A 21,636-nucleotide genomic window follows, 5' to 3' on the forward strand; every position below is an offset into this window, starting at 1 on the left:
GCCCGATACGCCCCATACGGGCGACACGAGGGTTATTTACCGGCTACCGGCTCCACGCCCGAAAGGCGCGTTATTGGCAGCATGGCCCCCGTGAGCCACTACGCCGATCACGGTCCCGCACTGCCGCCGCTCCATCGGCCCGCCGTGCGCGGTCCGTCCGCGGCGGGCCCGGTGTTCTTCGGCGGGATGCTCGCCGCGGGCCTGGGACTGGGCGCCTTCGCCATGGCCGTGCTGGCGCTGTGGATCACCTCGCCGTACCCCGACAGCGGCCCCGCGGGCGCCCTCCGCGTCGCCGCCGACCTGTGGCTGCTGGCCCACGGCGCCGACCTCGTACGCACCGACACGCTCTCCGGCGCGCCCGCGCCGATCGGGCTGCTGCCGCTGCTGTTCGCCATCGTCCCGTGCACGCTCCTCTACCGCGCCGCCCAGCACATGCTGGAGCCCGAGGAGGACGCGCTGCCGGGCACCACCGGCCCGCCGCCGCGCACAGTGATCATCGCCATGCTGGGCGGCTATCTGCTGGTGGCCGTCGCCGCCGCGATCTACGCCTGGCCGGGCCCGGTCCGGGTCGCGCCGCTGAGCGCGCTGTTCCATCTGCCCCTGGTCGCCGGCGCCTTTATCGGGGCCGGGGTGTGGAGGGGCGCGGGGTGCCCCGGCCTGCCCGCCCCGCTCTTCGTACGCCGGTACGTGCCCTGGGGCGTACGCGCCTGGTTCACGCGCTCCCACATGGAGTCGGTGGCCAGGGCCGGGACGGCGGCCGCGGGGGTCCTGCTCCTCGGCGGACTGCTGCTGGTGACCGTGTCACTGGGCCTGCACGCGGGCGCGGCCCGGGAGTCGTTCGCCCAGCTGTCCACCGGCTGGCACGGCCGGGTGGCCGTGGGGCTGCTGTGCGTGGCGTTGCTGCCCAACGCGATGGTCTGGGCGGCGGCGTACGGGCTCGGGGCGGGCTTCGCGGTCGGCGCGGGCAGCCTCGTGGCACCGCTTGCGGCGCTCGGGGCCGCGCCCGACCGCCCCGCCCTGCCGCACTTCCCGCTGCTCGCGGCGCTCCCGGCGGCGGGCGAGGCCGGCCCGCTCGCGCTGGCCGGGGCGGCGGCGCTGACCGCCGCGGCGGGGGTCGCGGCCGCCTGGGCCGCCGTACCGCGCCGCGCCACCCGCGTGGGGCGGCGGGAGGTCGCCGCGATCGCGCTGCTGGGGTCGCTGTTCTGCGGGGTGCTGATGATGCTGCTCGCGTATGCGGCGTCGGGCTCCCTGGGCAACGGCACCCTCGCCGACTTCGGCCCGCCCTGCTGGCGGGTGGGCGCGGCGGCCGCGGCCTGGACCGGGGTGCTCGGGGTGCCGGGGGCGCTGGTGGTGCGGTGGCGGAGGGGGGTTGCGGTGCGGCGGGTGGCGGAGGGGGTGGCAGTTGCGGCTGCGCCTGCCGCTGCCGCTGCCGCTGCGGCTGCGCCGCGGGGCTCTGCGGATGGCTCCGACGGGCTGACGGGCTGGCGCCGGGTGGGGCATGTGCTGGGGCTGGCGATGGAGCCTGCGGTGGAGCCTTCGGCGTCGGCCGAGGCGCCCATGGAGACACCGGAGGTGTGCGAGGTGCCCGAGTCGGCCGCCGACGACTCCGGCTCTGCCGAGGAGTCGCGCCCGTCCTGGTTCCGCCGCGTCGCGGCCTGGTACGGATTCGGGCCGGCCGAGCGGGAGCGGGAGCCGGAGCCGGTGCCGGTGACGTACGAGCCGGAGACGCTTCCGCTGCTCCCCACGTTCGACGCTCCACCGGAGGACGGGACGCCCGCGGCGGCGGACCGGCACCCGTGGTGGAAGCCGCGCCGCAAGGAGCCCGAGGGCTCCGAGCCGGAGTGGCACGACTCGGGTGCGCGGGAGGTGCGGTGGGCGGCGCTGAGGGATTCGGCGGGTGACGTTGCGTTGAGCGAGGAGCCCGAGGGGCTTTGAGGTCCCCCACCCCGCCCCTTCCCGAAACCGGGGGCAGAGCCCCCGGTTTCGGGAAGGGGCGGGATCGGGGAATTCTCCACCGCCGCAACGGCGATCAGCCACTGGCTGCGCACCCGGCGGTGCCGAACCGGCGGCAACCCCTCAGTCCTGCGCCCCCAGCAGCGGGCGGAGCTGCTTCGGGAGCTGGGTTTCGCATGCTGCCTGCGACGTCTGCGTCAACGCGTCGTCCACACACGTGTAGTAGTCCCGGTACGCGATGTGGATCGTGAACGTCGCCGCCACGATCGCCAGCGCCAGCCCACCCGTGACCAGCCCGCTGACCGCCGCCGTGGTCTGGGGCCGGAAGCCCCCGGGAGCCGGGGCGGCCGGCGCCGGAACGTCCGGGTCGCGCGGCTTCGGCTTGGCGCGCAGGGAGCTGATGCCCCAGTAGACGGAGAGCGCACCGAGCAGCAGGGCCACCTGCGGAAAGCTGAAGAGGGCGAAGAAGAAGCCCCACATGCCCGCGAGCAGCGCATAGCGGGCGCGCCGCTGCGCCGGATCCGTCGGATCCCAGCGGAGACCGCCGCCCGGCCCGCCTCCGGGGCCGCCACCGGGCCCGCCCGGGCCGCCGCCGGAACCGCCGGGACCCTGCCCGCCGAAGCCCCCGTCGTGCCGCCCGGGCTGGCGGCTGCTCCACTGGCTGCCCCACACCGGCGGCTGCTGGTCCGCACCGCCGCCCTCGCCGCCGCCGTCGCCGCCCCGCGGCTGCCAGGGCCGGTCGGGCCGGCCCTCCGGCGGCGCGGCGAAGGGGTTGTCGTCGGAGCCGGGGGCGGCCGACGGCGGCGACTGGCGCTCGCGCAGCACGGTGGCGGCGGGCAGCGGAGGGCGGTGAGTCGCGTGGCGGCGTCGGTCCGGCATGTGGAGTGCGTCTTCCCCTGGTTTCGTCGTTCTGCACCCTCGAGCCTACGGTGGCGCGCTCCGTTTCCCCGCGCCGCCCGCCCGGCCCGGTGCCGACGCTACAGCCCGTGCGTGCCCCCGTCCCGCGGGGGCCGTCCGGTGTGCCGGTATCGTTGCTGGCGGTCGGCGGCTTCGTAGAGTCCCCCGTATTCGGCGACCCTGCTGTTTCGTACGACCATACAAAGATGCGGGACCGCGTCCACGCGTCCACCGCGTCTACGTGCCTACCGCGCCACCCGCGAGAAAGGGCCCCATCGTGGCTGCCCCCGCCCGCCCCGCCCGCATCGTCGTGCTCGTCTCCGGTTCCGGTACGAACCTGCAGGCCCTGCTGGACGCCATCGCCGCCGACCCGGACGGCTACGGCGCCCGCATCGTGGCCGTCGGCGCCGACCGGGACGGCATCGCCGGGCTCGAGCGCGCCGAGCGCGCTGGGCTGCCCGTCTTCGTCTGCCGGACGCAGGACCACGCCTCGCGGGACGCCTGGGACCAGGCGCTGGCCGAGGCCACCGCGGCGTACGAGCCGGACCTGGTCGTCTCGGCGGGCTTCATGAAGATCGTGGGCAAGGAGTTCCTCGCCCGCTTCGGCGGGCGGATCGTCAACACGCACCCCGCCCTGCTCCCCAGCTTCCCCGGCGCCCACGGCGTGCGCGATGCGCTCGCGTACGGCGTGAAGGTGACCGGGTGCACCGTTCACTTCGTCGACGAAGGCGTCGACACCGGCCCGATCATCGCCCAGGGCGTGGTCGAGGTCCGGGACGAGGACGACGAGTCCGCGCTGCACGAGCGCATCAAGGAAGTCGAGCGCACGCTGCTCGTCGATGTCGTGGGGCGCCTGGCCCGCGACGGCTACCGCATAGAGGGACGAAAGGTAAGGATCCCGTGACCGCCGAAGCTACGACCGGTACGACCGCCGAAGCCGTGCAGCGGCCCATCCGCCGCGCGCTGGTCAGCGTCTACGACAAGACGGGCCTGGAAGAGCTGGCCCACGGGCTGCACGCGGCGGGCGTCGAGCTGGTGTCGACCGGCTCCACGGCCGCCCGGATCGCGGCCGCCGGGGTCCCGGTGACCAGGGTCGAGGAGCTGACCGGCTTCCCCGAGTGCCTGGACGGCCGGGTCAAGACCCTCCACCCCCGCGTCCACGCGGGCATCCTCGCCGACCAGCGCCTCGACGCGCACCGCGCGCAGCTCGACGAGCTGGGCGTGCGCCCCTTCGAGCTGGTGGTCGTCAACCTCTACCCGTTCCGCGAGACGGTCGCCTCGGGCGCCTCGGCCGACGAGTGCGTCGAGCAGATCGACATCGGCGGCCCGTCGATGGTCCGCGCCGCCGCCAAGAACCACCCCTCGGTCGCGGTGGTCGTCAACCCCGGCCGCTACGACGAGGTGCTCAAGGCCGTCGCCGACGGCGGCTTCGACCTCGCCGCGCGCAAGCGGCTGGCCGCCGAGGCGTTCCAGCACACGGCCGCGTACGACGTGGCGGTGGCGAGCTGGTTCGCGGCCGACTACGCGGCCACGGACGACAGCGGCTTCCCGGACTTCCTCGGCGCCACCTTCACCCGTGCGAACGTCCTGCGCTACGGCGAGAACCCGCACCAGCCCGCCGCCCTCTACGCCGACGGCGAGGGCAAGGGCCTGGCCTCCGCCGAGCAGCTGCACGGCAAGGAGATGTCGTACAACAACTACGTGGACACGGAGGCCGCCCGCCGCGCCGCGTACGACCACGCCGAGCCCTGCGTCGCGATCATCAAGCACGCCAACCCGTGCGGCATCGCGACCGGTTCGGACGTCGCCGAGGCGCACCGCAAGGCGCACGCCTGCGACCCGCTGTCCGCGTTCGGCGGCGTCATCGCCGTCAACCGGCCGGTGTCGGTGGCCATGGCCGAGCAGGTCGCGGAGATCTTCACCGAGGTCGTCGTCGCCCCCGCCTACGAGGACGGCGCGGTCGAGGTCCTGGCCCGGAAGAAGAACATCCGCGTGCTGCGCTGCCCCGACGCCCCCTGCGCGGTCAAGGAGATCCGGCCGGTCGAGGGCGGCCTGCTGCTCCAGGAGAAGGACCGCCTCCAGGCCGAGGGCGACGACCCGGCCCACTGGACGCTCGCCACGGGCGAGGCGCTGTCCGCCGCCGAGCTGGCCGAGCTGGCCTTCGCCTGGAAGGCGTGCCGCGCGGTGAAGTCCAACGCGATCCTGCTGGCCAAGGACGGCGCGACGGTCGGCGTCGGCATGGGCCAGGTCAACCGCGTGGACTCGGCCAAGCTGGCCGTCCAGCGCGCGGGCGAGGAGCGCGCCCGGGGCTCGTACGCGGCCTCCGACGCCTTCTTCCCCTTCCCGGACGGGCTGGAGGTGCTGACCGCGGCCGGGGTCAAGGCCGTGGTCCAGCCGGGCGGTTCGGTCCGTGACGAGCAGGTGGTGGAGGCCGCGAAGGCGGCGGGCGTGACCATGTACTTCACGGGCACGCGCCACTTCTTCCACTGAGTCGTACGCGGCAGTACGACTGCACAAGGCGTCGCAGGACGCTGAACGCGCCGCAGGACGCCGCAGGACGCCGCCCGGCGTCCTGCGGCGCCCGCCGGACCGCAAGGATTGGAACCATGGCCACCGCATCCGCGAGGATGGACAACATGACCGCCCAGATTCTCGATGGCAAGGCCACCGCGGCCGCGATCAAGTCCGAACTGACCTCCCGTGTGGAGGCGCTGAAGGCCCGGGGCGTCACGCCGGGTCTGGGAACGATCCTGGTCGGCGACGACCCGGGCAGCCAGAAGTACGTCGCGGGCAAGCACCGCGACTGCGCCGAGGTCGGCATCGCCTCCATCCAGCGGGAGCTGCCCGCCACCGCCACCCAGGAGGAGATCGAGGCGGTCGTCCGCGAGCTGAACGAGGACCCGGAGTGCACGGGCTACATCGTCCAGCTGCCGCTGCCCCGGGGCATCGACGAGAACCGTGTGCTGGGCCTGATGGACCCGGAGAAGGACGCGGACGGGCTGCACCCGACGAACCTCGGTCGGCTGGTCCTCAACGAGCCCGCCCCGCTGCCGTGCACCCCGAACGGCATCATCACCCTGCTGCGGCGCCACGGCGTCGAGATCAACGGCGCCGAGGTGGTCGTCGTGGGCCGCGGCGTGACCATCGGCCGCCCGATGCCGCTGCTGCTGACCCGCCGCTCCGAGAACGCCACCGTCACCCAGTGCCACACCGGCACCCGGGACCTGGCGGCGCACCTGAAGCGGGCCGACATCATCGTGGCCGCGGCGGGCGTGCCGCACCTGATCAAGCCCGAGGACGTCAAGCCGGGCGCGGCCGTCCTCGACGTGGGCGTCAGCCGGGACGAGAACGGCAAGATCGTCGGCGATGTGCACCCGGGCGTGCGCGAGGTCGCCGGCTGGATCAGCCCGAACCCGGGCGGCGTGGGTCCGATGACCCGTGCGCTGCTGCTGGTCAACGTGGTGGAGGCCGCCGAGCGCGCCGCCGGAATCGGCAATGCGGGCTGAGTCGGGCAAGCCGGGGGCGGCGGGGGCCAACGGGTCCGAGGGACCCAAGGGAGCCGAGGGAGCCGAGGAGCCCAAGGGATCCGGCGAACTCAAGGGGGCCGGTGAGCCCGAGGCTGCCGGCGAGCCCAAGGCCGCCCACGAGCCCAAGCCCGCCGACGAAACCGGCAAGCCCTCGCCCCCCGGCGCCGGCAAGTCGCGCCGCTTCCAGCTCACCCGGGACACCGCGCGCCCCGAGGGCGGTGGCCGGGCGGCCCCCGGCGGCGCCCCGGCGCCCGCGCGCCAGTGGCCCCTGCTGGCGGTGCTCGGGGCCACGGGCCTGGGCCTGCTGATCGTCGCCTTCGACGCCTTCCGGGTGGGCACGATCGTCATCGGGCTGGCCCTGATCGGTGGCGCGGTGCTGCGCTGGATGCTGCCGTCCGTGGGCATGCTGGCCGTGCGCTCGCGGTTCACGGACATCTTCACGTACGGCGGCCTGGGCGCGGCGATCTTCCTGCTGGCCCTGATGGCCCAGCCGCACGCGTGGCTGAAGCTCCCCTTCCTGGACGACGTGCTGCACTTCACCGTGCAGTGACGTCGAGTACCTTGAGGGCGAGGACGACGAGGCATTCCCTCCCCGCCGCCGGGATCCGTCCCCGGGACCCGTCCCCCGGGATCCGTCCCCGGGGTCCGCTCCCGGGGTCCGCTCCCGGTGGCGGGGGAGGGGCGCCGCGCCATCCGGCGGGGAGACCCCTAGCTGCGTGAGATGGGACGTTCCGGCTCATGACCAAGATCAAGGTTGCGAACCCCGTCGTCGAGCTGGACGGCGACGAGATGGCCCGCATCATCTGGCAGTCCGTCAGGGACCGGCTGATCCTGCCGTACCTCGACGTCGAGCTGAACTACTTCGACCTGGGCATCGAGAACCGCGACGCCACCAGCGACCAGGTGACGGTCGACGCCGCCCACGCCATCAAGGAGCACGGCGTCGGGGTGAAGTGCGCGACGATCACGCCGGACGAGGCGCGGGTCGAGGAGTTCAAGCTCAAGGCGATGTACCGCTCGCCCAACGGCACCATCCGCAACATCCTCGGCGGCGTGATCTTCCGCGAGCCGATCATCATGAGCAATGTGCCGCGCCTCGTCCCGGGCTGGACCAAGCCCATCGTCGTCGGCCGCCACGCCTTCGGCGACCAGTACCGCGCGACCGACCTGAAGGTGCCGGGCGCGGGCACCCTCACCATGACCTTCACCCCGAAGGACGGCTCCGAGCCGGTCGAGCTGGAGGTCTTCGAGTTCCCGGGGGCCGGGGTCGCGCTGTCGATGTACAACCTGGACGAGTCGATCCGCGACTTCGCGCGCGCCTCGTTCCGCTACGGCCTGGACCGCGGCTACCCGGTCTACATGTCCACGAAGAACACGATCCTGAAGAAGTACGACGGTCGCTTCAAGGACATCTTCCAGGAGGTCTTCGACGCCGAGTTCAAGCCGGACTTCGACGCCAGGGGCCTGACCTACGAGCACCGGCTGATCGACGACATGGTCGCCGCGGCGCTGAAGTGGCCGGGCGGCTACGTCTGGGCCTGCAAGAACTACGACGGCGACGTGCAGTCCGACATCGTGGCGCAGGGCTTCGGCTCGCTCGGCCTGATGACCTCGGTCCTCATGTCCCCCGACGGCCGCACGATCGAGGCCGAGGCCGCGCACGGCACGGTCACCCGCCACTACCGCCGCCACCAGCAGGGCAAGGCGACCTCGACCAACCCCATCGCCTCGGTCTTCGCCTGGACCCGCGCCCTGGCCCACCGCGGCAGGCTGGACGGCACGCCCGAGGTCGCCGGGTTCGCGGAGACGCTGGAGCGGGTCTGCATCGACACGGTGGAGGGCGGCCAGATGACCAAGGACCTGGCGGTTCTGATCTCGCCGGACACCCCGTGGCTGACCACGGAGCAGTTCCTGGACGCGCTGGACAGCAGGCTGCGGCAGCGGATGGCGGCGTAGGCATAGCCTCCGAACGGCGGCCCGTCCTCTCCCCCGAAAGAGGACGGGCCGCCGTCACCGCCCGCGGCAGGTCGCGCACCGCGGGCGGCAGTCAGGGCCGGCCGGTCGCTCAGCCGCCGACCCAGGCCTCGACATGGGTCTGCTTCGATCCCTTGAGGATGAGGTTGAAGCCCTCGCCGCCCCTGGCGGCCACGGTTGAGTAGTGCTTCACGCCGTCGCAGTTGGAGGTCTTGGTGTTCGACTTGCCCGCCGTGGTCCTGACCGTCAGGCTCGCCCGGCCGCCGCCGTAGCAGGTGAAGACGCCGCGTGCCATGTTCGCTCCGTTGGGTGCGGTGCTGACCCCGGATACCCACTTCTTGTCGTGTGTCCTGAGGTAGTCGGCGGAGATGTCGGCATTCCACAGGTTCTGCCAGCGCTCCTGGACCTGGACCTGGGCCGAGGTGCCGGCCGCCTGCGCCGGGGCGGCGTCGGCCGCCGGGGCCGCCAGCGCGAGCCCGCCGCCCAGGAGGGCGGTGGCCGCCGCGACGGCGATGTTCCTGCGAGCGTTCATTGGTTCGGGATCCTCCCCGTTGTCCTGGACGGGCGGCGCGGGGTGGACCGCGCCGCCCGGCTTGCAGGGATGACTCTGATGCGCCACTTCCGCAACTGCCAGGCGAGCAGCGGAAGTTGGGACGACGCGGGACGTCCCACGGGCTGACCTGCGGGGACGCCGGGTCCCACGGCACCGCGCCGGGACGGCGGAGCGACGGCGGCGGTGGCCGGAAGTCGAGGCCCCCTTGCGCGCCTGTGGGAATCCGTGCCCGGGCGTCGCCATCATGTGCGGAACAGGAGGCGGCTCCCCGCCTCGGGGGACCTTGACGCGTATGGGGTGGAACATGTCGCGTTGGAAGGAATTACCCGCTGCACTGGATCAGCGGGTGTGCCAGCTGGTCGTCCCGCTCAGAAGACTCAAGGACCGCAGCGGGCTCAGCCTGGCCGCCCTGGCGGCCAAGACCTCCTACAGCCGCTCCTCCTGGGAGCGTTACCTCAACGGCAAGCAGCTGCCGCCCCGCGGGGCCGTCGAGGAACTGGCGCGGGTGTGCGGCGCGGAGCCCGTCCGGCTGCTGGTGCTGCACGAGGTCGCGGAGGAGGCGTGGGCGGCGATGCCGGAGGGTGGGGCGGCGGCGCCGCCCGGGGAGGTGTCGCGGCGGGCCGTGTGGCGGCGGCCGTGGGTGCTCGCCGGGGCGGTGGCAGTGCTGGCCGCGGCCCTGGCCGTCGGGCTGCTGGTCGCCCGCCCCTGGCAGGACGACGGCACGAAGGCGGGGAGCGGTGCGGCGGGCGGGGGTGCTCCGGCCCCGTTCGTGTTCGTACAGGGCCGGGCGCACCCCTGCGACGTGCAGCGCAAGGACGGCGAGCTGCGTGCCGGGTACAGCACGACCCGTACCCAGCTGATGGACCTCCAGAGCACGGGCTGGGAGGTCCTCGAGGCGCAGTGCCTGCTGAAGTTCCACGGCTTCGACCCCGGGCTCCCCGACGGCTCCTACGGCGAGCGGTCCAAGAACGCCGCCATGGCGTTCCAGAAGGCCCGCGGCCTGGTCGTCGACGGCATCGTCGGGCCGGACACCTGGGGGGAGCTGCGGCGGTGAGCGGCGGCGTCCTTCCGGCGGAGTGCGCCCGGCTGGCCGCCGGGCTGCGCGGACTGAGGGAACGGACGGGCCTGAGCCTGGCGGCGCTCGGCGCCCGCACTCCGTACAGCAAGTCCTCCTGGGAGCGTTATCTCAACGGGAAGAAGCTGCCGCCCCGGGACGCGGTCGAGGCGCTGTGCCGGCTGGCGGGCGAGCCGCCGGGGCGGCTGCTGGCGCTGTGGGAGCTGGCGGAACAGGCGTGGAGCGGCCGGGCGGGCGCGCCGGCCCGGGCGGGCGAGGACCCGGCGGCGGACTGCGGGTCGGCGCAGCCGTCCGGCCCTTCGGGGCCACCCCACCGCTCCTGGCGGGCGTTCGTCCTGTCCGGCGCCGCGGTCGCGGTGGCGGCCCTCGTCGTGCCGCTGTTCCTGACGGCGGGCAGACAGGCGTCCGGCGAACACGGGCCCGGCGGCGCCGGGACGGCCTCCTCCCCGTATCCGCAGTCGTACGAGCCGGGCTGCAAGGGCGAGGAGTGCGAGGGGGCGGACCCCGCCCAGATGGGCTGCGGGGTGCAGGGCCAGCTGGTCACGCTGCTGACGCGCCGGGCGTCGGGCGGGCAGCGGGTGGAGATCCGCTACAGCGAGCAGTGCGGCGCCGTATGGGTGCGGGCCATGAGCCTCCGCCTGGGCGACCGGGTCGAGCTGTCCCTGCCGGGGACGGACGCCAAGGAGATCAGGGCCGCGAGCCAGCGGGACACGGAGGTCTATCTGTCGACTGCGATGACGGCAACGAGGGATCCCGGCAAGGCGCGGGTCTGTGTGCGGCGCGCTGCCGGGGGCGACCCCGAGTGCTTCGCGCAGTAGACGCAGTAGACGAAGCAGCAGACGCAGTAGACGAAGAGGACGCGGTGGACCCATGCGGACAGCTGCAAGCGGATAAAGCGGCATATGTCTTTGCCGTGTGTGCCGAGTGCGCCGGGCGGCATCTGGGTAGAAGCCGGGTGGAGGAGAGCCGGCGGCCCGTCCTCCACCCCCGTGGGAGGACGGGCTGCCGCTCACTCCCGTTGATGATCATGACCGGGAGATTCCGGATCAAGGTCGGCCGGGCCCCTGTGGCACGGAAGTGACCGTTCCGGTACCGGGTCCCCATCCGGCATCAGGAAGCCCCCAGGTGTGTCACCGGACGGTGACGGGCCGAGCGCCGCGGACGCGTGGCCGGCGCGAGCCGGGGGCGTGCGCCTCACGGGCTCGAACAGCTTGATCAACCTCAAGTGCCACCATGCGCCGCCCCATTGGGAACTGACATGCTGGTTTCGGGCATCCCCATGGGTAGCCGAAAGCGAGGCTGTGGAGGGGGAAGCGCAGCGACACGGGGAAGACCACCGTACGTACCGGGGGACAGGGGAGGGCAATGCCTCGTTGGAGGGCGCTACCGGAGGAACTCGATCCACAGGTACGAGAGTTCGCCGAACAATTGCGCAGACTTGTCGAACGCAGCGGGCTCGGCATCGGTGCGGTGGCGGACCGTACCGGTTACAGCAAGACTTCGTGGGAGCGATATCTCAACGGCCGTCTGCTGCCGCCGCGGGGGGCGGCGGAGGCGCTGGCCGAGGTGACGGGCACGGACGTCGGCCACCTCGGCACGCTGTGGGAGCTGGCCGAGCGCGCGTGGAGCCGCTCCGAGCTGCGGCACGACGTGACCATGGAGGCGATCCGCGTCGCCGAGGCCAGGGCGGCGCTGGGCGAGTTCGGCCCGCCGGCGGAGGAGAGCGGCAAAGAGAGCGACAAGGCGAAGGTGCGCACGGCCCTGCGCGCGGAGGGCCGCCCCCCGGTGGAGACGGGCTTCCCCGAGCCCACGGAGTCGCCCGACGTACGGGACAGGGCCATCCCCGTGCAACCGGACCGGGGCCGGGACCGGACGGACCGCGGCCCGCGCCGCCCTCGCCGGAACACCGTCCTGTTCACCGTCGGCGCCGTGGGAGCCCTCTTCGTCGCCGTCGCGGCCGTGCTGCTGCTGGGCACGGACAAGGACGACGGCAAGATCGCGGGCGGGGCCGTCGCCACGCCCAGCGCGAGCACCGCGCCCGGGACGCCCGCGGGGCTGCCCGAAGGGGTGAAGTGCACCGGGAACGACTGCGCCGGCAAGGACCCGGAGACCATGGGCTGCGGCGGCAAGCTCGCGACGACGGCGGGCTCCGCGACGGTCGGCACGTCGTATCTGGAGGTCCGCTACAGCAAGGCGTGCGGCGCCGCCTGGGCCCGCATCACCCAGGCCGCCCCCGGGGACACCTTGCGCATAAGCGGTACGGGCGGCGGGGCCCGCACGGAGAGCGGCAAGGTCGACCGGGGCACCGACGGGCACACGCGCATGATCGCCGTCACCGACTCGGGCAAGGCCTCGGCCTGCGCCTCCCTGACCTCGGGCCGCAAGGGCTGCACGGTGCCGCGCCCGGCGTCGTCGGGACCGCCGGAGTCGGCGGCCGCGGCGGAGGCGGGGCCGACCGGCTGACCCCGGTCGTGGGCACGGTGAGGCGTCCCACACCGGGTCGGCAGTACAGCGGGGGCGAGGTCGGATAGCCTGACGCCGGATCTCTTGACACCGAGAGAGATCCGCACACCTTGGGCAGGGACACCCACCGCCAGCTCGCAGCAGGAGACCGCCATGACCCGCACTCCCGTCAATGTCACCGTCACCGGCGCGGCCGGCCAGATCGGCTACGCGCTGCTCTTCCGCATCGCCTCCGGTCACCTCCTCGGCGCGGACGTGCCGGTGAAGCTGCGCCTCCTGGAGATCCCGCAGGGCCTGAAGGCCGCCGAGGGCACGGCCATGGAGCTGGACGACTGCGCGTTCCCGCTGCTGCGCGGCATCGAGATCACCGACGACCCGAACGTGGCCTTCGACGGTGCCAACGTCGCCCTGCTGGTCGGCGCCCGCCCCCGCACCAAGGGCATGGAGCGCGGCGACCTCCTCGAGGCCAACGGCGGCATCTTCAAGCCGCAGGGCCAGGCCATCAACGCCCACGCCGCGGACGACATCCGCGTCCTGGTCGTCGGCAACCCGGCCAACACCAACGCCCTGATCGCCCAGGCCGCCGCGCCGGACGTCCCGGCCGAGCGCTTCACCGCGATGACCCGCCTGGACCACAACCGCGCGATCTCCCAGCTGGCCAAGAAGACCGGCACCCCGGTCTCCGAGATCCGCAAGCTGACGATCTGGGGCAACCACTCCGCCACGCAGTACCCGGACATCTTCCACGCCGAGGTCGCGGGCAAGAACGCCGCCGAGATCGTCAACGACGAGCAGTGGCTGGCCGAGGACTTCATCCCGACCGTCGCCAAGCGCGGCGCCGCCATCATCGAGGCCCGCGGCGCCTCCTCGGCCGCCTCGGCCGCCAACGCCGCCATCGACCACGTCCACACCTGGGTCAACGGCACCGCCGAGGGCGACTGGACCTCCATGGGCATCCCCTCGGACGGCTCCTACGGCGTCCCGGAGGGCCTCATCTCCTCCTTCCCGGTCGTCTGCAAGGACGGCAAGTACGAGATCGTCCAGGGCCTGGAGATCAACGACTTCTCCCGCGCCCGCATCGACACCTCGGTGAAGGAGCTGGAGGAGGAGCGCGAGGCGGTCCGCGCGCTCGGCCTGATCTGACGTATACGGGTGCCCCCGGCAGCCATGGGATGGCTGCCGGGGGCACCCGCATGTTCACACCTGCTCACACCTGTTTCACAGCGCGAGAGCCCGCGCCCGCACGAGCAGATTCTGCGCCCCCAGCCCGATGGCAAGGTACGCATAAAGCGACGCGGCCCCCAGCACCCCGACCCCGGCCGCATGATCGATCCACACCCCGAGCGCGAAGTGCGCGGCGGCCGAGACGAGCCACAGCCCGGTGGTGGCGGCGGACCCCTTCCGCAGCACTTCCCCCTGCTCCCCACGCCAGACCCGCACGGTCCGCGCCCGGACCACACCGAACCCGGCGGCGACACCCAGACTCACGACGAGCAGCACGACGGCCGACACGCTCAAGGCCCGCTCTTTGACGACGGAGGCAACGCCAAAGGCAATCCCGGCAACGCCCAGCACCCCCAGCACCAAGGGCCAGACCAACGACCCGACAGGCCGCACCGGCCGCGTCCGCAACTGCCGCCGCACGACGAGCCCGACGACCACGACAGCTATGACGAGGGCAGCCTCGCCGTTCGTACTCTGCATGTGAAACCTTCCCCCGCTGCGGCACTGCGCCGTACGGCCCATTGTGCGGGGAGGATCGTGGAGGGGGGCCCGGGACCCAGCCCAGACGGCACGGCGGTCGGTGTCCCTTGCCCTAAGAGAAGTGCCAGCACCACCACGCGGTGCCGGCGATGACTCCCGCCAGCACCAGCCCGCCAACCAAGCTGAGCATCAACGCGACGGCCGGACGCCTGCGCGGATCCGCGCCAGGGGCCAGCAGCAGGAGCAGTGCCGAGGGCAGAAAGAGAAACATGCCCAGCAGGACGCCCAGCATGGAACAGACGACGAGTGCCAGCCCGGTGATCAGACAAGCTCGGGCAAACGCCTGCGGCTTTGCGTAAGAAACAGCGGTACCGCGACGGCCATGGTGGGTGCGACGAAGAGTCCGCCCAGATAGCTGTAGATCAGCGTATAGAGGAACACAAGCACCGCAGTCAGCGCCGCACCGGCAGCGATCCACAGCTGCAGCCAGTGGACTCGTGGCTCGGCTTCCAGCGTGTTCTCCATGAACGGCCCCTCCCCTGATGAACGCGTTCAATTTACGGGGGAAGGGCTGCTGTTGGCCCCTTGGGGTTGACCATCATTCAGAGGTGCTGGCGTACATCCCCTCCTTCAGCTGCGGAGATCGCCGACGTGCTGAGGCATACCCCTTGTGAGTCCGCAGAGTTGACGCCATTTCCCTACGCGCGCGGGGAACGAGTCGGTAGAGTCTGCCTCACTGTGTTGCGCCAGCGCTGACCTTGGGTCAGCTCGCCACCGCCGGGGCCCCAGCCAGGGGTCTCGGGGGCGGCTGATTTCGATGCCGTGTCCGAGGGCCCTTATGGGGTCTCGCCGATTGGTGAGTCCTTGGTCTGAGGAGAGGCGCATAGATGGCCCGACACGGGAAGCCGAAGAAGCCGGTCGACTGGGACCGGGTGCGGAGCATGGCGAAGGCGGCGACACCGTTGGTGGAGCTGCTGGTGGCCCTCATTGCTCTGGCCCTGGTGATGACCGGTAAGGGTTGACCGGCGGGGCGTATAACCAGTACGCCCCGAACGGCCCAACCAGTCGGTACGCCCGTCGTGGGGATCCAGCCTCCCCGCGGCGGGTTTTCTCGTTCCAACCGACCAAGCGACTGCAACGAGAGCGGCAGGGCAACCCCCTGCACGATGACTTACCGTAAGGCATAGTGTCCCGCGCCCGCCAGGCGACAGCCGGATTCGTGGTGCCGGCGGGTGATCCCCATTGCCTCTGCTCCCTAGGGCCCGGGACCCGGCCTACGCGGGATTCCGGTTGGCATCCCTGCCGACGGCCACGGCCTCGGTGTACAGCTCCCGTGTCAGGTCCTCCGGACCGATGCCCAGCTCGGTGAGCACCGCGCGCAGCTCGTCGAGGGCCGCAGTGACCTCCGACTCCTCGGCGACCAGCGTCTCGAGTTCCAGAAACGTCCCATCGATCTCGGGCACCCGCACGAGCGTCGCCAGCATCTTCCAGCCATGCACCTCGAACTCGTAGTTGCGGCATCGCTTCTGGAAGGTGATGACGGGCACGTAGCCGAGCCCGCACAGGATCGCGTGCATCGACTCGGAGTCCGCCACGCCGGTCTCGTACTCGGGCTTGGAACCGGAACCTTCATCAATCGCGGTGTCCTTGAAGGTGAGCATTGTCCGTGTCTCGTCCGGACTGTGCACAGTACGCACGCGCAGCTCTTGGTCGGCCTTCTCAAGGGCGCCATCGGGCCGGTCGTAATACGTGTCCTGATACACCTCGACGCGGGCTGTGGCGTGTGCGTCGAGTTGCCTCATGACTGCCTGTGGCGAGTGGACCCGGGCCTTCAGCTCGGCTTCGATCACGGGAGTCCTCTTTCCGCTCAGACCGTGCGCTCGGCGCTGTCGACGATGTCCTCGAACATTCTCCTGAATCCTCTGAACAGGGGCCCGTGCGATGTCTCCATGACCTTGTACGTCGCCGACTCATGCCCTTCCCAACCGGCATCGAAGGCGCTGACGAACATGGTGGAGTCCGTACGGACGAGCCGCCAGATGGGGAGCGAGCAATACCGGTACACCTGGATGTCACAGCTGCCGGCGAGGTCCCGCAGCCGTGCTTCCGCCAGGCGCACCCCACTCGCAAGCGACTCGGGAGACTCCCCGATCTCCGTGGCCCGCTGTCTGAGGGCATCCGAGTCCGGGGCGAGCAGCAGCACTCGCACACGCAAGCGTATGCCGCGTTCTTCACGCGACAGACAAGCCCGAAGAAGAGAGTCGTTCAACCCGATCAAGCCGAGGCCGCGCACGGCGAGTACGTCCAACTCCGCGGCCTCGCGAGCCTGCTGCTGTATCTCTCCGGCAGCCGAGTGCTGTGCTGCGTACACGCGCACGACTTCGGGGAATGCGGCAAGGTCGAAGGCGGCGTCTCCATGGCGCTTCTCACGACTCGCGGCCAGGCCGAGGAGGTGCCGGGCATCGTCCGGCATGGACAGGCCGTCCGCGATCCGTTCGTACACGTCGAGCCGCGAAACCTCACGGCGTCCGTTGATGATCTCGTTGACGCGGGCTTGCGTCATGCCGATCGCTGTTGCGATGCGGGACTGACTTGCGCCGGTGTACTGCTGTGCGTGGCGAAACACTGCACCGATGTCCCGCGAGCGCAGGGCTTGACGCACCTCCGCTCGTTCCCAGGCCCAGGTGGGCAGTTCGACGGGCATCAGCACTGTCGACATAGCAGCCCCTGCCATCCGCAGGCGGGATGGGAAGTCATCCCACGGTGAGATTACCGGTCGGGTATGGGGCGGAGGGGCCGGATCACCCGATCCTGTGGGCGTGAACGAACGACCCGCTATGCGAAGGGGAATGACACAGCGATGACGTACAGGGTGGGCGCATACGTTGTCGATATCCGGGAGAACAGGCTCGCGCAGGTGGTTGGTAGTACCGATGTGCGTGTGCAGGTGAAGGAGCCCGGCGGAGGTGCGCAGTGGGACGTTCCTGCGAGCGTACTGAGGCTGGCGACCCGAGCCGAACGCGAGGCGGCCAGTCTTCCTGTTGGCCTGTCGGCGCGACCGGTCGATTGCGCTGAGTGCCTCGATCTGGAGACGGCACAGCGGACAGCCGTAGACGCGGGCGACAGGACGCGGGCGGTGGCAGCGACGATCGCGGTGCGGGACCACTTCCGCCAGGCCCACTTGCCGGTCGGCGGAGGCTCGTGGTGAACCGCCTCCTCGCAAGCAACTGCCAGCACCTCTCGGGCTGGACTCACAACAAGGGTGTATCCAGCTGTGACCAGTGCGGCGTCCGCCGCTTCACGGAGTACGGTGCACTCCGGCCTCCGGGGCTACCTTGCGCAGCACTTCGCCCTTACAAGTCCGCAGCCCGGACTGCCGATGACTGAGGCTGAGAGGGAAGCGGCGTTCCGGTCGCGTTGTGACCACACAGACCCATTCCTGGGCTTCGACCTACGCGTCCACGAGGACGGTGGGCGGTTGTCCGGAGAAGGCGACGGTTTCGAGCATGGCCCATACCCACAGGGTCGGGTCATACTTCCGGGCCGATAGCGGAAGGTGGTCCGATTATTCGTCAGACGATGGCGATCGCATAACTACTGGTGTAGCTGCCCTTTGCAATTCGTCACCTTTCTTGTCGATCAACCTCGTGAACAACTCTTGCGAGTATCCGAAAACTACTGCATAGGCCAGGATCTGCCATGTGGCGGTAATGGGGATAAGTTGCGAGGAGTACAGCAGGAGGAGCCCGAGGATAGCTGTCAGGCTTCCGAGAGGTATCTTCAGTACTGCTTGTGCGACGTGAACAACATAGGGGTCCTCGATTCGCTGCATCCGCGAGAGGGCGACCACGGATGCCACTGAGGCCCCTACTGCGCCGAGGAATTCCACAACGAGAACATCACCGCTGTTACTCTTATTACCCAAGGGGCATAGTGTTTTACTTAGGCAAGTGAGGTCGGCTGGGCTGAACAAGCTGGATATTCCCAGTGAGACGGCCAAGAGCAGCAGTGTCGCTGCCGAGACCAGCAAGACGTTATTGAATGTTCGGATTCGGCCCCTCCGGAGGCCGTGCGCTACGTATGCTCCACGCAATGCGCTTACGAGTCGGTCACGTTGAAGGTAGGCGACCTGTAGGTCCGCAATGGGTCCGTCTTGGCTCTCCAGCCACCTGCGGCGTGGGTCTTCGGGTGGAAGGTAGTCGTGGACCACGCTACGTATCCTTGGCAATTCCCCCCAAAGGCGTCGACTTGGGAGAACGCGAACCAGCAGGGTATCGGCTAGGTGCATGTGACTTATAGCTAGATCCGCATATCCGGGGTAGCGCCATGGTGGCCCCTTGCTCTTCGTGGCCGCCATCACCTTTTCCGCGTAATCGATTACACCATGGTAAAGAAGTAGCACTTCCCGAGGGCCGTGCGCATACGTCCCAGCGGTCTCGTCGAATTTGCACCCTCGCTCGACGGCGGCCGCCTCGGCAGCGTCCATCATCCAACTGACCCTGGTCAGACAGCTGACGCGCCAGCGAGCTTTCCAAAGTGGATCGTGGGCCTTGGGGTTCACGGAGACCTCTTTCGCTACTCCGGGTCTCATCTCACTCCAGTGTGCGCTTGCCCTAATCCGAGTGCATCCTGTAGAGGCTTGGGGGTGCATCGGGTCACCGGGTCGCGGTCTGTGTCGTGGGGATCGCGAAGTCGTAGTGTGCCCAGTTGGGAGAGTCGTCCAAGGGTATCGACTGCCGCCCGACGGGCCCCGGTCAGGGAACTCGGGGGCGGTTAGCCAGTCCGGCGCATGGTGAAGGCAGCGGCACCGTTGGTGGAGCTGCTGGTGACCCTGATTGCTCTGGCCCTGGTGATGACCGGCAAGGGTTGACCGGCGGGGCGTAAGACCATTACGCCCCGAACGGCCAACTACTCGGCGTGCCCCACCGTAAGGCATCGCGCCCCGCGCCGTCAGGCGAAAGCCGGAACCGTAGTGCCGGTGGGTGACCGACCCCCACCACCCCCCATGCACCCTGGCCGGGAACCCTCCTTGCCCGCCTCCCCCCAGCCCCTCGCGGGAAGTTGACGATCTTCGTGGCCCGCCCATCCCGCGATCGCCCCCTGCCGCGCGAGCCCCGAACACGCCTCCCGCCCCGGAAACCTGGCGTCAAGAGGTGGTTTCGCGGCGGTCGGCTGCATGCCTGCGGCAAGTAATCCGTTACCGGCGGGGTCCCAAGAGCCCCTCTTGGCTTACTCTGGAGACTTCCACATAAACGTCAACTCGTGTAAAGCGAAAGCGAGTTCGACGGATCGGGGGATCGAAATGAGCCATTCCGTTCCACCACAGGGGGCAGCGGGGGCATCCCCAGCACCACCACACGCCACCACCCCCACAGAAGCAACCCGGTTACTCTGCGCGGGGGCCTACCTCGACATCGAATTCCGCCGGCGCGTCATCGAAGAGCTGGTCGAGCACGCCGAGCGGCCCGTTGCGCCTTCGCTCGGTGTGGATGCCGTGCCCGTGCTCACGCATGCGTTGCGCGCGCGGGCGCAGGACACCACTACCGCGCTGCTGTTGCTCCTCCTGTGGGGGCTCTTCATCGGTGTCGACGCCTCCACCACGCCCGAGGGGCTCGCGGTGCCCATCTGGTCCACCGCCTATGCCGTGGTGTGCCTCCTCCACTGGACCGCCCAGGCCTCCACCGGGCGCGGGTCCTCCGTGTACCTCGTCGACCGGCGCACCCTCCGACAGGCCCTCAAGGGCAGTGGCGCCCTCAAGAAGCTGCTGCCCATCGGGCCGCCCCTGCTGACCGTCGCCTACTGGCTGTTCGTCCTCGCCGCGCTGTTCCAGGGCGCGGACAACTGGGTCGGGATCATCTTCCCGCTCTTCCTCGCCGCGCCCGTGTGGCTGCACCGGGCCCGCGTTGCCGGGATCATGCGGCAGGAGCTGAGCCGGGAGGCCTTCGGGCAGCTGCCGCGGGCCGTTCCCGTCTCCACCCGCCATCGCAAGGTCGCGCAGGCCATCGACCGTGAGCAGTACGCCGGGCTGACCATCTACGACCCCTCCCGGCCGTTCATCGGCATGGGACGGCCCTACGAGCCGTGGTCCTTCGCCCTGGAGCTGAAGCAGCGCAAGGACGCCAACGACACCGGCAAGCCCGCCGCGCCCTTCACCGGGCGTACGGTCGTGGAGCTGATCCGGCCCCGGCTGGAAGCCCTGCGCGAGGCGGCCGCCGCGACCAGCCGGGACCGGCTGAAGGACCTCGAGATCGAGGAGTTCGTCTATCTGCCCGTCGGGCCGCAGCGGCCCATGGTGGCGTACGACAACCCCACCGTCCGGTGGCACCTGGCCGAGTCCGTCAACGAGGGCGGTGAGGCGCGCCGTTACTTCCTGCGCGTGCGCGTCGGTGCCTGGGACGAGCAGGTCGTGGTGTCCGTGCTGGTCAGGGTGCACACCCAGGGCGGGATGCTGGTCCTGGAGGTCGTGCCGCACGTCCTGACGCCCATCCGGCCGGAGTTCCGCGCCGTCGACGTGATCGCCGCCCGCGGCGAGGACGACTTCCTGCGCGACGGCGTACGGGCCCTGCTCAGCGCCCCCGCCGCCGGCTTCGCCTCGATGGTCTCCGCCGTCCGCGCCGCCGTCTCCGGCTTCCGCACCTGGCTCGCCGACCCCTGGCGCGCCCTGCCGGACGGCCCGGCCGACTCCGTGCGCGAGATGGCCGGCACGCCGGAGGTCTCGCTGTTCCAGGAGATGGACATCAGCCGCTACGTCAAGACGGTCCAGGACCGGATCGCCAGCGGAGTACGGGACGCCCTCTACTCCCAGGGCTTCGAGACCGACCGGTTCGAGCAGCAGATCGTGCAGATCAGCGAGGGCGGCATCTACATCGGTTCGATGAGCGGCGGCGCCGTGGCCCAGGGGCAGGGCGCCGAGGCCAAGAGCGCAACGGGGAGTTCGGGACGATGAACGACGACAAGAACAGCGACGACAAAAACAAGGCCGGTGGGGGGATTTCCATCGGGGAGTTGAGCGGTGGTGCCGTCGCGCAGGGGCGCGGCGCCAAGGCCGCCGACCGGTCCGAGCGTGTCGGGCGTCCCGCGGCCAACGGCGCGAGCGTGCCCGTGCCCGCGCCGCCCGCCGACGGCGGCATCGCCGTCGGGGCCATGTCCGGCGGTGCCCTCGCCCAGGGCGACGACGCCGAGGCCGTCGACGCCTCGCATCAGCTGCTCTCCATCACCCCCGAACTGCTCGCCCACGCCCGCCAACTCCGCCGCGAGCTGCCCGGCTTCGCCCGCACCGAAGGCGACCGGCTCGACGAACTCGACGCCGAGCTGGCCGGCCTCGAAGAGGACGCCCAGCAGCAGGGCGGCCGCACCCGGCCCGGCCGGCTGCGGCGGCTGCGCGACCTGCTGACCGGCGGGGCGACGGTCGCCGGAGGGCTGGCCTCGGCCGTCGCGGTCGTCCAGGCGATCAGCGCCTTACTGACGTGAGCATGAGCGTGAGTGCGAGT

The 21,636-nt window shown here is 70.9% G+C and carries 22 protein-coding genes; 14 read left to right on the forward strand and 8 right to left on the reverse strand.

Translation table 11 applies throughout. The features are described from left to right. The first annotated feature begins 90 nt into the window (after positions 1–90). Positions 91–1,935, forward strand: a complete 1,845-nt coding sequence (locus tag AC1Z4A_RS19290; RefSeq protein WP_483680459.1) for a cell division protein PerM — start codon at positions 91–93, stop codon at positions 1,933–1,935. Between the two features lie 141 nt (positions 1,936–2,076). On the opposite strand, the gene AC1Z4A_RS19295 is transcribed toward AC1Z4A_RS19290, so the two are convergent. Further along, the gene (locus AC1Z4A_RS19295) at positions 2,077–2,832 is read right to left on the reverse strand and encodes a hypothetical protein (protein WP_483680461.1); all 756 of its coding nucleotides are present in this window, start codon (positions 2,830–2,832) and stop codon (positions 2,077–2,079) included. Positions 2,833–3,124: 292 nt separating this feature from the next. On the opposite strand from AC1Z4A_RS19295, the gene purN reads away from it, so the two are divergent. The 5 genes from purN (at position 3,125) to AC1Z4A_RS19320 (ending at position 8,333) form a co-directional block, all read left to right on the forward strand. Then, positions 3,125–3,754, forward strand: a complete 630-nt coding sequence (purN, locus tag AC1Z4A_RS19300; RefSeq protein ID WP_483683647.1) for a phosphoribosylglycinamide formyltransferase — start codon at positions 3,125–3,127, stop codon at positions 3,752–3,754. Then, complete coding sequence (gene purH, locus AC1Z4A_RS19305) at positions 3,751–5,340, forward strand: bifunctional phosphoribosylaminoimidazolecarboxamide formyltransferase/IMP cyclohydrolase (protein WP_483680462.1); 1,590 nt, start codon at positions 3,751–3,753, stop codon at positions 5,338–5,340. The genes purN and purH overlap by 4 nt, the downstream gene beginning before the upstream one ends. Positions 5,341–5,486: 146 nt before the next feature. Continuing rightward, entirely contained in the window at positions 5,487–6,356 is an 870-nt protein-coding gene (locus AC1Z4A_RS19310; protein WP_483683648.1) for a bifunctional methylenetetrahydrofolate dehydrogenase/methenyltetrahydrofolate cyclohydrolase, read from the forward strand. After that, positions 6,346–6,927, forward strand: coding sequence for a DUF3017 domain-containing protein (locus tag AC1Z4A_RS19315; protein ID WP_483680463.1), 582 nt, complete (start codon positions 6,346–6,348; stop codon positions 6,925–6,927). Before AC1Z4A_RS19310 ends, AC1Z4A_RS19315 begins: the two co-directional genes overlap by 11 nt. A 188-nt stretch (positions 6,928–7,115) precedes the next feature. Continuing rightward, positions 7,116–8,333 carry an NADP-dependent isocitrate dehydrogenase gene (locus AC1Z4A_RS19320; RefSeq protein WP_483680464.1) on the forward strand — a complete coding sequence of 406 codons (1,218 nt, stop codon included), beginning with the start codon at positions 7,116–7,118 and terminating at the stop codon, positions 8,331–8,333. Between the two features lie 109 nt (positions 8,334–8,442). Here the strand turns inward: AC1Z4A_RS19320 and AC1Z4A_RS19325 are convergent, their stop codons facing one another. Continuing rightward, positions 8,443–8,883 carry a hypothetical protein gene (locus AC1Z4A_RS19325; protein WP_483680465.1) on the reverse strand — a complete coding sequence of 147 codons (441 nt, stop codon included), beginning with the start codon at positions 8,881–8,883 and terminating at the stop codon, positions 8,443–8,445. Positions 8,884–9,208: 325 nt separating this feature from the next. Between AC1Z4A_RS19325 and AC1Z4A_RS19330 the strand changes: the two genes are divergently transcribed. The 4 genes from AC1Z4A_RS19330 to AC1Z4A_RS19345 all read left to right on the forward strand — a co-directional run bounded on the left by AC1Z4A_RS19330 (position 9,209) and on the right by AC1Z4A_RS19345 (position 13,585). Beyond that, positions 9,209–9,958, forward strand: coding sequence for a helix-turn-helix domain-containing protein (locus AC1Z4A_RS19330; RefSeq protein ID WP_483680466.1), 750 nt, complete (start codon positions 9,209–9,211; stop codon positions 9,956–9,958). Next, a complete protein-coding gene (locus AC1Z4A_RS19335) occupies positions 9,955–10,797 on the forward strand; it encodes a helix-turn-helix domain-containing protein (RefSeq protein WP_483680467.1) in 843 nt (280 codons plus the stop codon). Before AC1Z4A_RS19330 ends, AC1Z4A_RS19335 begins: the two co-directional genes overlap by 4 nt. A gap of 610 nt (positions 10,798–11,407) precedes the next feature. Next, complete coding sequence (locus AC1Z4A_RS19340) at positions 11,408–12,442, forward strand: helix-turn-helix domain-containing protein (protein ID WP_483680468.1); 1,035 nt, start codon at positions 11,408–11,410, stop codon at positions 12,440–12,442. A 153-nt stretch (positions 12,443–12,595) separates the two neighbouring features. Then, complete coding sequence (locus tag AC1Z4A_RS19345) at positions 12,596–13,585, forward strand: malate dehydrogenase (protein ID WP_483680469.1); 990 nt, start codon at positions 12,596–12,598, stop codon at positions 13,583–13,585. A 75-nt stretch (positions 13,586–13,660) separates the two neighbouring features. On the opposite strand, the gene AC1Z4A_RS19350 is transcribed toward AC1Z4A_RS19345, so the two are convergent. The 3 genes from AC1Z4A_RS19350 to AC1Z4A_RS19360 all read right to left on the reverse strand — a co-directional run bounded on the left by AC1Z4A_RS19350 (position 13,661) and on the right by AC1Z4A_RS19360 (position 14,671). Then, positions 13,661–14,146 (reverse strand): hypothetical protein, encoded by a 486-nt coding sequence (locus AC1Z4A_RS19350; protein ID WP_483680470.1) that lies wholly within the window; start codon positions 14,144–14,146, stop codon positions 13,661–13,663. 112 nt (positions 14,147–14,258) lie between these two features. Further along, positions 14,259–14,438 (reverse strand): hypothetical protein, encoded by a 180-nt coding sequence (locus AC1Z4A_RS19355; RefSeq protein ID WP_483680471.1) that lies wholly within the window; start codon positions 14,436–14,438, stop codon positions 14,259–14,261. Between the two features lie 29 nt (positions 14,439–14,467). Then, the gene (locus AC1Z4A_RS19360; RefSeq protein WP_483680472.1) at positions 14,468–14,671 is read right to left on the reverse strand and encodes a hypothetical protein; all 204 of its coding nucleotides are present in this window, start codon (positions 14,669–14,671) and stop codon (positions 14,468–14,470) included. Positions 14,672–15,033: 362 nt separating this feature from the next. Here AC1Z4A_RS19360 and AC1Z4A_RS19365 point away from each other — a divergent pair, with 362 nt between their 5' ends. After that, the gene (locus AC1Z4A_RS19365; RefSeq protein WP_483680474.1) at positions 15,034–15,168 is read left to right on the forward strand and encodes a hypothetical protein; all 135 of its coding nucleotides are present in this window, start codon (positions 15,034–15,036) and stop codon (positions 15,166–15,168) included. 252 nt (positions 15,169–15,420) lie between these two features. Here AC1Z4A_RS19365 and cyaB read toward each other — a convergent pair whose 3' ends face one another. Next, positions 15,421–15,996, reverse strand: a complete 576-nt coding sequence (gene cyaB, locus AC1Z4A_RS19370; RefSeq protein ID WP_483680476.1) for a class IV adenylate cyclase — start codon at positions 15,994–15,996, stop codon at positions 15,421–15,423. 17 nt (positions 15,997–16,013) lie between these two features. Further along, entirely contained in the window at positions 16,014–16,865 is an 852-nt protein-coding gene (locus tag AC1Z4A_RS19375; protein ID WP_483680477.1) for a helix-turn-helix domain-containing protein, read from the reverse strand. Between the two features lie 485 nt (positions 16,866–17,350). Between AC1Z4A_RS19375 and AC1Z4A_RS19380 the strand changes: the two genes are divergently transcribed. After that, entirely contained in the window at positions 17,351–17,533 is a 183-nt protein-coding gene (locus AC1Z4A_RS19380) for a DUF6255 family natural product biosynthesis protein (protein ID WP_483680479.1), read from the forward strand. A 178-nt stretch (positions 17,534–17,711) separates the two neighbouring features. Here the strand turns inward: AC1Z4A_RS19380 and AC1Z4A_RS19385 are convergent, their stop codons facing one another. Continuing rightward, positions 17,712–18,635 (reverse strand): hypothetical protein, encoded by a 924-nt coding sequence (locus AC1Z4A_RS19385; RefSeq protein ID WP_483680481.1) that lies wholly within the window; start codon positions 18,633–18,635, stop codon positions 17,712–17,714. 1,011 nt (positions 18,636–19,646) lie between these two features. On the opposite strand from AC1Z4A_RS19385, the gene AC1Z4A_RS19390 reads away from it, so the two are divergent. Further along, positions 19,647–21,092, forward strand: a complete 1,446-nt coding sequence (locus AC1Z4A_RS19390; RefSeq protein ID WP_483680483.1) for a hypothetical protein — start codon at positions 19,647–19,649, stop codon at positions 21,090–21,092. Then, positions 21,089–21,616, forward strand: a complete 528-nt coding sequence (locus tag AC1Z4A_RS19395) for a hypothetical protein (RefSeq protein WP_483680485.1) — start codon at positions 21,089–21,091, stop codon at positions 21,614–21,616. The genes AC1Z4A_RS19390 and AC1Z4A_RS19395 overlap by 4 nt, the downstream gene beginning before the upstream one ends. Positions 21,617–21,636 lie beyond the last annotated feature (20 nt).

The organism is Streptomyces sp. 17_S59 (assembly GCF_056930295.1).